This is a genomic window from Mycobacterium sp., assembly GCF_049647605.1.
Lineage (GTDB): Bacteria > Actinomycetota > Actinomycetes > Mycobacteriales > Mycobacteriaceae > Mycobacterium.
Window position 1 is genome coordinate 21,378 of record NZ_JBARXZ010000130.1, and the last position, 10,993, is coordinate 32,370.

Annotated in this window: 9 protein-coding genes; 6 read left to right on the forward strand and 3 right to left on the reverse strand. The window is 67.3% G+C overall.

Translation table 11 applies throughout. From position 1 onward, the window contains the following. Positions 1 to 38 precede the first annotated feature (38 nt). The 4 genes from WBB07_RS17360 to dxs all read left to right on the forward strand — a co-directional run bounded on the left by WBB07_RS17360 (position 39) and on the right by dxs (position 6,496). The gene (locus WBB07_RS17360) at positions 39 to 2,036 is read left to right on the forward strand and encodes an amino acid permease (RefSeq protein ID WP_526309638.1); all 1,998 of its coding nucleotides are present in this window, start codon (positions 39 to 41) and stop codon (positions 2,034 to 2,036) included. Continuing rightward, the gene (locus WBB07_RS17365) at positions 2,033 to 3,205 is read left to right on the forward strand and encodes a class I SAM-dependent RNA methyltransferase (RefSeq protein WP_526309639.1); all 1,173 of its coding nucleotides are present in this window, start codon (positions 2,033 to 2,035) and stop codon (positions 3,203 to 3,205) included. Before WBB07_RS17360 ends, WBB07_RS17365 begins: the two co-directional genes overlap by 4 nt. 65 nt (positions 3,206 to 3,270) lie before the next feature. Continuing rightward, the gene (gene nhaA / locus WBB07_RS17370) at positions 3,271 to 4,527 is read left to right on the forward strand and encodes a Na+/H+ antiporter NhaA (RefSeq protein WP_526309640.1); all 1,257 of its coding nucleotides are present in this window, start codon (positions 3,271 to 3,273) and stop codon (positions 4,525 to 4,527) included. Between the two features lie 46 nt (positions 4,528 to 4,573). Then, complete coding sequence (gene dxs, locus WBB07_RS17375; protein WP_526309641.1) at positions 4,574 to 6,496, forward strand: 1-deoxy-D-xylulose-5-phosphate synthase; 1,923 nt, start codon at positions 4,574 to 4,576, stop codon at positions 6,494 to 6,496. Positions 6,497 to 6,536: 40 nt separating this feature from the next. Here dxs and WBB07_RS17380 read toward each other — a convergent pair whose 3' ends face one another. The 3 genes from WBB07_RS17380 to WBB07_RS17390 form a co-directional block, all read right to left on the reverse strand. Then, complete coding sequence (locus tag WBB07_RS17380; protein ID WP_526309642.1) at positions 6,537 to 7,022, reverse strand: phosphate-starvation-inducible PsiE family protein; 486 nt, start codon at positions 7,020 to 7,022, stop codon at positions 6,537 to 6,539. Between the two features lie 99 nt (positions 7,023 to 7,121). Continuing rightward, entirely contained in the window at positions 7,122 to 8,369 is a 1,248-nt protein-coding gene (locus WBB07_RS17385) for an HRDC domain-containing protein (RefSeq protein ID WP_526309643.1), read from the reverse strand. 1 nt (position 8,370) lies between these two features. Next, positions 8,371 to 8,907: a DUF3000 family protein gene (locus WBB07_RS17390; RefSeq protein WP_526309648.1), complete on the reverse strand. Its 537-nt coding sequence runs from the start codon at positions 8,905 to 8,907 to the stop codon at positions 8,371 to 8,373. 147 nt (positions 8,908 to 9,054) lie between these two features. Here WBB07_RS17390 and hemE point away from each other — a divergent pair, with 147 nt between their 5' ends. Both hemE and WBB07_RS17400 read left to right on the forward strand, forming a co-directional pair. Further along, on the forward strand, positions 9,055 to 10,104 hold the full coding sequence (hemE, locus tag WBB07_RS17395) for a uroporphyrinogen decarboxylase (protein WP_526309644.1): 1,050 nt from the start codon (positions 9,055 to 9,057) through the stop codon (positions 10,102 to 10,104). Beyond that, a partial coding sequence (locus WBB07_RS17400) for a protoporphyrinogen/coproporphyrinogen oxidase (RefSeq protein WP_526309645.1) occupies positions 10,101 to 10,993 on the forward strand: 893 nt, incomplete at its 3' end. The genes hemE and WBB07_RS17400, both read left to right, overlap by 4 nt.

A 10,993-nucleotide genomic window follows, 5' to 3' on the forward strand; every position in this document is an offset into this window, starting at 1 on the left:
GCCACCACCAGTTGCGCATGGGCATACTCTTGGACCTCGTGTCCAAGCTTTCGACCGCCGCGCGCCGGTTGGTTCTGGGTCGGCCGTTCCGTAGCGACAAGCTCGGCCACACGCTGCTGCCCAAGCGGATCGCTCTGCCGGTGTTCGCCTCCGACGCGATGTCGTCGGTCGCGTACGCGCCGGAGGAGATCTTCCTGGTGCTCTCGGTCGCCGGGCTGACCGCCTACTCGATGACACCGTGGATCGGACTGGCCGTCGCGTTCGTGATGCTGGTGGTGGTCGCCAGCTACCGGCAGAACGTGCACGCCTACCCGTCGGGCGGTGGCGACTACGAAGTGGTCACCACCAACCTGGGGCCGACGGCGGGCCTCACCGTGGCCAGCGCGCTGATGGTGGACTACGTGCTGACGGTCGCGGTGTCGATGGCCTCGGCGATGTCCAACATCGGTTCGGCGGTGCCGTTTGTCGCGCAGCACAAGACGGTGTTCGCGGTGCTGGCGATTCTGTTGTTGATGGCGATCAACCTGCGCGGTATCCGAGAGTCCGGTACCGCATTTGCCATTCCCACCTACGCGTTCATCGTTGGCATGTTCGTCATGCTCGGCTGGGGCCTGTTCCGGATCTATGTCCTCGGTGACCCGTTGCAGGCCGAGTCGGCCGCTTTCGAGATGCATGCCGAAAGCGATGACGTACTGGGGCTGGCGATGGTGTTCCTGGTGGCCCGGGCGTTCTCGTCGGGGTGCGCGGCGCTGACCGGGGTGGAGGCCATCAGCAACGGTGTGCCGGCATTCCGGAAACCCAAGTCCCGCAACGCGGCGACCACGCTGCTGCTGCTCGGCGGGATCGCCGTGACGCTGCTGATGGGCATCATCTTGCTGGCCGAGAAGGTCAGCGTGCAGATCGTCGACGACCCGGCCACCCAGCTGGGTGGTGCGCCCGAGGGGTATCACCAGAAAACGTTGGTGGCGCAGCTGGCCGAAACGGTGTTCGGCAGCTTCCACCTGGGCTTCGTGGCGATCACGGTCGTCACCGCATTGATCCTGGTCCTGGCCGCCAACACCGCGTTCAACGGGTTCCCGGTGTTGGGTTCGATCCTGGCGCAGGATCGCTACCTGCCGCGACAGCTGCACACCCGCGGCGACAGGTTGGCGTTCTCCAACGGCATCCTGTTCCTGGCGTTGGCGGCGATCGCGTTCATCATCGCGTTCGACGCCGAGGTCACCGCCCTGATCCAGCTGTACATCGTCGGGGTGTTCGTGTCCTTCACATTGAGCCAGATCGGCATGGTCCGGCATTGGACTCGGTTGCTGCGCAACGAGACCGACGGGCAGATCAGGTCCAAGATGATGCGCTCGCGGATCGTCAACACCGTCGGGCTGCTGTGCACCGGCTCCGTTCTGGTGGTGGTGCTGATCACCAAGTTCGTCGCCGGTGCCTGGATCGCGATCGTGGCGATGACATCGTTGTTCGTGCTGATGAAGCTGATCCGCAAGCACTACGATGCGGTGGCCAGGGAGCTGGCCGAACAGGAAGCCGAACAGGACGGTGGGGTGGTGCTGCCCAGCCGTAACCATGCCGTTGTCCTGGTGTCCAAACTGCACCTGCCGACCTTGCGTGCGCTGTCGTACGCGCGGGCCACGCGGCCGGACACCCTGGAGGCCATCACCGTCAGTGTCGATGATGGCGAGACCCGCGAGCTGGTGCGCAAGTGGGAGGACAGTGACATCACGGTGCCTCTGAAGGTGATCGCGTCCCCATACCGTGAGATCACCCGTCCGGTGCTCGACTATGTCAAACGCATCGGCAAGGAATCGCCGCGTACGGTGGTCACGGTATTCATCCCCGAGTACGTAGTGGGGCACTGGTGGGAGCAGGTATTGCACAACCAGAGCGCGTTACGGCTCAAGGGCAGACTGCTGTTTGAACCCAATGTCATGGTCACTTCCGTTCCATGGCAACTGAATTCGTCGGAGAGGCTCAAGAAGTTGACACCACAGTCGGCGCCCGGAGACGCGCGCCGGGGATTCCTGGAATGAGCGAACTGACAGTGACCGTCGGCGCGGCCGCCAACGGTGGGAGCTGCGTGGCTCGCCACGATGGCCGCGTGGTGTTCGTGCGGTACGCGCTACCCGGTGAGACGGTCCGGGTCCGGGTCACCGACGAGCGTGGATCCTATTGGCATGCCGAGGTTCTCGAGGTCATCGAACCCTCTGCGGATCGGGTGCCGTCGTTGTGTCCGATCGCGGGCGTGGACGGCTCCGGATGCTGCGACCTGGCTTTTGTCGACCCCGAAGCGGCTCGTGCCCTCAAAGGTGACGTGGTGGCCAACCAGCTGCAGCGACTCGGCGGATTCGAGTGGTCGGGCACCGCGCGGCCGATCGGGACCGGCGCGGCGACGGGATGGCGCACCCGGGTGCGCCTGGAAGCCGGGAAAGACGGGCGGCCGGGATTCCATCGGTATCACAGCGCCGAGCTGGTCACCGACCTGCACTGCGCCCAGCTGCCCGACGCCATGTTGGCAGATTTGCCCGAGGATGCGATCCGCGCCGGGGATCAGGTGCACGTTGTGCTCGACGACAACGGCGACCGGCACGTGGTGTGTGGTGGCCCGCAGCGGCGCACCCGCGCGGTGGAGGGGGACTACGAGACGGTGCAGCGGGTCGGGCAGCGCCAGTGGCGGCTTCCGGCCACCGCGTTCTGGCAGGCACACCGCGACGCCGCCACCCACTACAGCGAGCTGGTGGCGCAGTGGGCGGCGGCCGGGCCCGGGATGACGGCGTGGGATCTCTACGGCGGTGCCGGCGTGTTCGCCGCGGCCCTGGCCGACGAGGTCGGCGAACAGGGGCACGTGCTGAGCGTCGACACGTCGCGGTCGGGATCTCGGGCCGGCCGGACGGCTTTGGCGGACCGGCCACAGGTCAGTTTTGTCACCGAGTCGGTGCGCCGTGCCCTGGCCACCCAGCAGCAGGCCGCCGATATCGCCGTGCTGGATCCGCCGCGCACCGGGGCCGGCCGCGAGATCATCGACACGATCGCCGCGGCCGGCGTGTCACGGGTGGTGCACATCGGTTGTGAAGCTGCCGCATTCGCCCGCGATGTGGGCTTGTATCGCGGCCACGGCTATGAGGTGCAGGAGCTGGCGGTGTTCGATGCCTTCCCGCTGACACATCACGTCGAATGTGTGGCGCTGCTGACGCGTAGCTAGACTCAGCGCCTAGGTGTGCCGGGAAGTCTGGTCGGCGGTCAGTTTGTGCTGTCGTCGACCGAGGAGTGACACCGGTGCTGGAACCTCTTGTCCGTGGTTCAGGGCGCGCCGCCCGACGGACCGCCGATGTCCTGCGGCGCGAGACCGTGGGTGGGGTGCTGCTCCTGGTGGCCGCCGGGGCTGCTCTGGTGTGGGCCAACTCGCCGTGGTCGCAGTGGTACCGCCAGATCTCCGAATTCCGGATCGGGCCCGCCGCACTGCACCTGGATCTGTCGGTGGCAGCCTGGGCCGCCGACGGACTGCTGGCCATCTTCTTCTTTGTTGTCGGTGTGGAACTCAAACGGGAGTTCGTGGCCGGCGATCTGCGGGATCCGGCCCGGGCGGCCCTGCCGGTCCTGGCTGCGGTCGGAGGCATGGTGGTGCCCGCGGCGATCTATGTGGCGGTCAATCAGGGTTCCGCGGGCGGGTTGCTGGCGGGCTGGGCGGTGCCGACCGCCACCGATATCGCGTTTGCGCTGGCGGTGCTGGCGGTGATCTCCACCCATCTGCCGAGCGCGCTGCGCACCTTTCTGCTGACGTTGGCGGTGGTCGACGATCTGCTTGCCATCACCGTCATCGCGGTCGTCTACACCGATCATCTCTCTCCGGGGCCGCTTGCCCTGGCCGTGGTCCCGATCGTGTTGTTCGGCCTGGCCGTGCAGCGCGGCTACGGACGGTGGTGGGTGTTGGTGCCGCTGGCTGTCGCGGCCTGGGCGCTGGTGCACGCCAGCGGGGTGCACGCCACAGTCGCCGGGGTGGTGCTCGGTTTCACGGTCCCGGCACTGGGTCGTCATCGAGCCGCCCAGCGTTGTGAACACCTGCTGCAGCCGGTGTCGGCCGGGGTGGCGGTACCGGTGTTCGCCTTCTTTGCCGCCGGGGTCACGGTGGGTGGGTTGTCCGGTCTCGGTGAGGCGCTGACCCGGCCGGTCACCCTGGGGGTGATCGCAGGTCTGGTGCTCGGCAAACCCATCGGAATCCTGGTGACGACGTCGCTGCTGGTCCGATTCAGCCGCGCCGCCCTCCATGACGACCTTGCGTGGCGGGATGTCCTCGGGGTATCGCTGCTGGCCGGCATCGGGTTCACGGTGTCGCTGCTGATCGGTGAGCTGGCCTTCGGTTACGGCACCCAACCTGGAGCCGACGTCAAGGTTGGTGTGCTGGCTGGCTCGATTTTGGCTGGTCTGCTCGCTGCGGTCGTGTTGCTGAGGCGCAACGCCGCTTACCGTCGAGCCGAGCGTCTGCAGGCCGGAGACGTCGGCCAGGGCGGCGCGCCCGACGGTTAACCGCCTCGTCGCGACTGAACCAAGGTTGCGTGCGTAGACTGTCCGAATGCTTGAACAGATCCGCGGTCCCGCTGATCTGCAGCACCTTTCACAGTCTCAGCTAAGCGAACTGGCGATCGAGATTCGTGAGTTCTTGGTCCACAAGGTGGCTGCAACCGGCGGACATCTAGGCCCCAATCTCGGTGTCGTCGAACTGACGCTTGCCTTGCATCGGGTGTTCGATTCGCCGCACGACCCGATTGTCTTCGACACCGGGCACCAGGCGTACGTCCACAAGATGCTCACGGGCCGTTGTGCGGACTTCGACACGCTCCGGATGAAGGACGGCCTGTCGGGTTATCCGTGCCGGGACGAGAGCGAGCACGACTGGGTGGAGTCCAGCCATGCCAGTTCGGCGTTGTCGTATGCCGACGGTCTGGCCAAGGCTTTCGAACTCACCGGCCACCGCAACCGGCACGTTGTCGCTGTTGTCGGTGACGGCGCGCTCACCGGCGGGATGTGTTGGGAGGCGCTGAACAACATTGCCGCTTCCGGGCGTCCGGTGGTGATCGTGGTCAATGACAACGGTCGCAGTTACGCACCGACGATCGGCGGGCTGGCCGACCACCTGGCGGCGCTGCGCCTTCAGCCCGGTTACGAGCGGGTGTTGGAGCGTGGCCGCGGAGCGGTGCGCGGGGTGCCGCTGATCGGCGAGTTCTGCTATCAGTGCATGCACAGCGTCAAGGCCGGGATCAAGGACGCCTTGTCGCCGCAGGTGATGTTCACCGATCTCGGGCTCAAGTACGTCGGACCCATCGACGGTCACGACGAGCACGCGGTGGAAGCTGCGCTGCGCCACGCGCGCGGTTACAAGGCGCCGGTGATCGTGCACGTCGCCACCCGTAAAGGGATGGGTTACGGGCCTGCGGAGAACGACGAAGCCGAGCAGATGCACGCCACCGGCATCATCGATCCGTTGACCGGGGTGGCGACCACGGTGTCGGCGCCGGGCTGGACCGCTGCGTTTTCCGATGAGCTGATCAAGATCGCCCGCAAGCGTCGCGATGTTGTCGCGATCACCGCTGCGATGCCGGGACCCACCGGCCTGGCAGCGTTCGGGCAGCGCTTTCCGGACCGGCTGTTCGATGTCGGGATCGCCGAACAGCACGCCATGACGTCGGCGGCGGGGCTGGCCATGGGCGGCCTGCATCCGGTGGTGGCCATCTATTCGACATTCCTGAACCGCGCTTTCGACCAGCTGATGATGGACGTTGCGCTGCACCAGCTGCCGGTCACCATGGTGCTGGACCGTGCCGGGATCACCGGTCCCGACGGCGCCAGCCACAACGGTATGTGGGACCTGTCGATGCTGAACATCGTCCCGGGCATGCGGGTTGCCGCGCCCCGCGACGGGGCGACGTTGCGGGAAGAGTTGCGCGAGGCATTGGACGTCAAGGACGGTCCGACGGCGCTGCGGTTCCCGAAGGGTGATGTCGGCAACAACATTCCGGCGTTGGAGCGGGTCTCGGGAGTCGATGTGTTGGCCTGTCCGGCCGACGGGCTGTCCGACGATGTGCTGGTGGTGGCGGTCGGGCCGTTTGCGGCGATGGCGCTTTCGGTTGCCGAGCGGTTGCGTGACCAGGGCATCGGTGTGACGGTGATCGATCCGCGATGGGTTCTTCCGGTACCGGAGGTGCTGTGCGAGCTTGCCGTGGCGCACAAGCTGGTGGTGACGTTGGAGGACAACGGTGTCGCGGGCGGAATCGGTTCGTCGGTGTCGGCCCTGTTGCGACGCAACGAGATCGATGTGCCGTGTCGTGATCTCGGGGTGCCGCAGGAGTTCCAGGCGCATGCTTCACGGAATCAGGTGCTCGCCGAGATCGGCCTGACGGATCAGAACATCGCCCGCCGTATCACCGGCTGGGTCGCGGCTCTGGGCAACTCGGCAGTCCTCGCCGAAACGGACGTTTCGGCGGACAAGGGCGAGTAGAACCCGCCCTTTTGTGGGTTTCGGCGGACAAGGGTGCGTGTCATCCGTCGGTGGTGGTAGCAGGCTGTCGTAGCCGCAAGATGAAGGCAGATACGGCCAGCACCAGTACCAGCGCGCCGAGAACCCCGGTTTGCACGATGGCGCGGGCGAATTCGGGGCCCTGGTCGATGATCTTGGCTGCCTCGACGGATTGCACGACGATCTCCTTGATGCACGCCAGGATGCCGACGATCAAGAACGGCTCGGCGACGAGTTCGTGGGAGCGCAGGCTGGTGCGGACGGCGTAGAGCAACTCGACAAAGATGAAGATCAGCAGCACGCCGTCTAGGATTTCCAGCATGACGGTGCCGGTGGGGGTGTCCAGCAGGGTGAGCATGGTGATCACCTGCGACACCAGCAGGGCCACCGCGCCGGCCAGCAGTATCGCCGCTATCGCCCAGTAGAGCGCGTCCTCGGCAATGCTGATCACCCGATCGGCAAATCGCTGCCGTTCCTTCTCGTCCTGGGTTTCCTGCTTTTCGGCCACGCGGGCTGCCCTCCGTGCTCACGACTTGCGCCGTCCGGTTGGCACGGTGCCGGAGGATTCCCGAACCGGGATTTGTTGAAACCCGCGGGCCGGCGGATGTCAGTCCGGCGGCTGGAATGCTGCGGCGAGCACCGGCGTGGTCAGCTCACGCTGCCATTGCCGGGCCCCGCCGTCGAGCAGGAAAGCCTCGATCACGTCGGCAATGTTGTTGCGGTCCGTCGAATCTCGCCATTCCCAGCACAGGCGGCGCACCAACTCCGGAGACAGCAGGTTTTCGGTCGGCACGGTCACCCGCTCGGAGAGCACGCCCAGCCCGGCACGGGCGGCTTCCAGGCGCGCCGCAGCTTCCGGCTTGCGCTTGCTCCACCGCATCGGCGGTGGGGGGCCGTTCTGCGGTTCGCTGGATGCCGGTGGATCCGGGTTCTCCCGGGCGCTGCGCAGCGCCCCCAGCCACACCTGGGCGTGGCGCCGCTGCTTCGGTCCGCTGAACACCGGCAGGGCCGTCAGCTCTTCAACGTTTTTCGGATCCGCTTGTGCCGCATTCACAATCGCGGCGTCGGGCAGAATGCGGCCCGGGGCGATATCGCGTCGGCGGGCGATCTCGTCACGGACGGTCCACAGTTCGCGTACCGCCGCCAGCGCCCGTGGATTGCGCACTTTGTGGATGCCGGAGGTGCGTCGCCACCGGTCGCGCCGGGTGGGTTGGGCTTCGAAGGTCCGAAGGTGATCGAATTCCTGTGCAGCCCAGTCAGTTTTGCCCTGCTCGGCAAGTTCGGCTGCGATCGCCGAGCGTAGCTCGATGAGCACTTCCACATCGAGGGCGGCGTAGTTCAACCAGTCGTCGGGCAGTGGTCGTTTGGACCAGTCGGCGGCGCCGTGACCTTTGGCCAGGCCCAGCCCCAGCAGGCGTGCCACCATGGCGGCCAGGTTCACCCGGTCGAATCCGGCCAGCCGTCCGGCGAGTTCGGTGTCGTAGAGGGCCGGCGGTCGCATCCCGACCTCGGCCAGGCACGGCAGATCCTGATCGGCGGCGTGCAGGATCCATTCGTCGGTGCCGAGTACCGCGGCCAGTGGGTTCAGCACTTCCAGGCTGTCGCCGCCGTGGCTGACCGGGTCGATCAGCACGGTTCCGGCGCCGGCGCGGCGGATCTGGATCAGGTAGGCGCGGTTGGAGTACTTGAAGCCCGATGCACGTTCGGCGTCGACGGCAAACGGGCCGGAGCCGCCGGCGAGTAGCTGCGCGGCCTCCGCGATGTCGTACTTCGTCACCGAGACTTCCGGGACCCCGTCAGCGGGGGCGGTCAGCGGAAGCGGTTCGGGGGCGTTGTCGGGTTCCGGTTCCGTCATCTCAGGCGCGGGACCGGGATCCGAGATCGGTGATACCCACCGGCGGCAGTCCGGCCGCGTGTTCGAGGACTTCGCAGAAGGCCTGGACATGGGTGTCGAGTGCCAGCGAGGTTGCCGTCCACGAGGCGCGCAGCTCCAGTTGGTGGGCGCGTGGCGGACCGGAGATGTCGCCGTAGCGCACCGAGGTGGTCGAGGTGACGGTCCCGCCGAGGGCGGTCACGTGCTCGGCACGCGCCTCCAGGGCATCAACAAGCCAGCTCCAGGCCACCTCGGGCAGTAGCGGGTCGATGGCTTCGGTGGAATCGAGGTCGGCTTGGATGTAGGCGACCAGCCGCATCGTCCCGTCCCAGGCGTCGGAGCCTTCGGGGTCATGCAGCAGGATCAGCCGGCCGAATGCGTCCCCGTCGGACGATTCGGGTACCAGCGCGGTATCGGGGTGTTTGACCTCGGCGCCGACGGCGTAGCTGTACGGGGCGAGGCGTTGCGGCGGCCGGATCGGGCCCAACTCGATCTCCGCCCGCACGGTGGCGGCATTCATCGCCTCCACCGCCGCCCGGAATTCAGCAGGCTCGCCCACAGTCACACATTGACGCTAAACCCACTTGCCCGGCAGTGGGCGCAGGCGCGCCAGCTCGACAACACATCAGTTTTGGGACTGCACGGTGCAATGGCAGCATGGAGCCCGATGAATACCCGTCGTGAGCTGCCCGACTCGCCCTATCTGATCGCCGCCAGCGGCCGTGTGCCCGGCCGGGTGCCGGTCTGGTTCATGCGGCAGGCCGGCCGGTCGCTGCCGGAATACCGGGAGTTGCGCGCCAACCACCGCATGCTGGACGCCTGTTTCGACGCCGAGCTGGTCTGCGAGATCACCTTGCAGCCGGTTCGCCGGCACCGGGTGGACGCCGCGATCCTGTTCTCCGACATCGTGGTGCCGCTGCTCGGGGCGGGAATCGATCTCGACATCGTGCCCGACGTCGGTCCGGTGATCGCCCATCCGATCCGGACCGCAGCCGATGTGGCCGCGATCAAACCGTTGGATCCGCAACAGGTCGCGCCGGTGTCGGAGGCGGTCGGGCTGCTGGTGGCGGCGTTGGGGGAGGTGCCGCTGATCGGTTTCGCCGGGGCGCCGTTCACCTTGGCGTCGTATCTGGTGGAGGGCGGACCGAGCAAGAACCACGAGCGCACCAAGGCGATGATGTTCGGGGAGCCGCAGACCTGGCATGCCCTCATGACGGCGCTGACCGACATCACCATCGCGTTCCTGCAGGTCCAGGTCGCAGCCGGGGTGGACGCCATCCAGGTGTTCGACTCGTGGGCGGGCACGTTGTCGCTGGCCGACTACCGCAGCCATGTGTTGCCGCACTCGTCGCGGGTGTTTGCCACCCTTGCCGCTGCCGGTGTGCCGATGACCCATTTTGGGGTGGGGACCGCGGAGCTGCTCGGTGCCATGGCCGAAGCGGGCGCCGGTGTTGTCGGCGTCGACTGGCGCACCACCTTGACCGACGCGGCCCGTCGGGTTCCGTCGGGGATTGCTCTGCAGGGCAACTTGGATCCGGTGACGTTGTTGGCCGGGTGGGATGTGGTGGAACAGCGGGCCCGTGCGGTCGTCGAGGACGGGCGCAACGCGGTCGCGGCCGGCGCCTCCGCGCACATCTTCAACCTCGGGCACGGCGTGATGCCGGCCACCGATCCGGGTGTGCTCACCGATCTGGTGGCGCTGGTGCATTCGTTGTGAGCTCGAGTTTTGTTGTTGTCGGTGGCGGTGTTTCGGGGCTGACGGCGGCGTACCGGTTGCGTCGCACCTACGGTCCCGACGCCCAGATCACGCTGTTGGACCCGGCTGATCGGCTCGGCGGGATCCTGCGCACCGAGCGGCTGGGCGGTCAGCCGGTGGATGTCGGCGCCGAAGCGTTTGTGGTGCGTCGGCCTGAGGTGCCCGCGCTGCTGGCTGAGCTGGGTATTGCGTCCCGGCAGGTCGGGACCACCGGTGTGCGGCCGCTGATCTACAGCCAGCGCCGGTTGCACGGCATGCCCGTCGGCACGGTCAACGGCATTCCCAGCTCGGCGGCGTCGATGACGGGCCTGGCCGACGATGTGACGTTGAGCCGGATGGCGGTCGAGCCGACGAGGCCGCTGGATTGGCGGCCGGGTGCGGACCCGACAGTTGCCGCGGTGGTCGGGGACCGGTTCGGCGTGCAGGTGGTGGCGCGATCGGTGGATCCGATGCTGTCGGGCGTCTACGCGGGGTCCGCGGCGACGATCGGTATGCGAGCGGCGGCGCCGACGGTGGCCGCAGCGCTGGATCATGGTGCCCGCAGCCTCACCGAAGCGGTGCGCTCGGTGCTGCCACCGGTCAACGGAACACCGGTGTTCGGTGCGATCGATGGCGGTTACGAGGTCTTGCTGCGGGAGCTGCTCGCCCAAAGTGGTCTGCGCTGGGTGGCGACGGCCGCACAAGAACTGCACCGCGACGGCTTGCACTGGGTGGTGCAGGACGACGAGGGGTCCCAGTGGCGTGCCGATGGGGTGATCCTGGCGTTGCCGGCGCCGCGGCTGGCCCGTTTGATCGGGTCGGTGGCGCCGCGCAGTGCGGCCGCCGCCGCCCGGGTCGAGGTGGCCTCGTC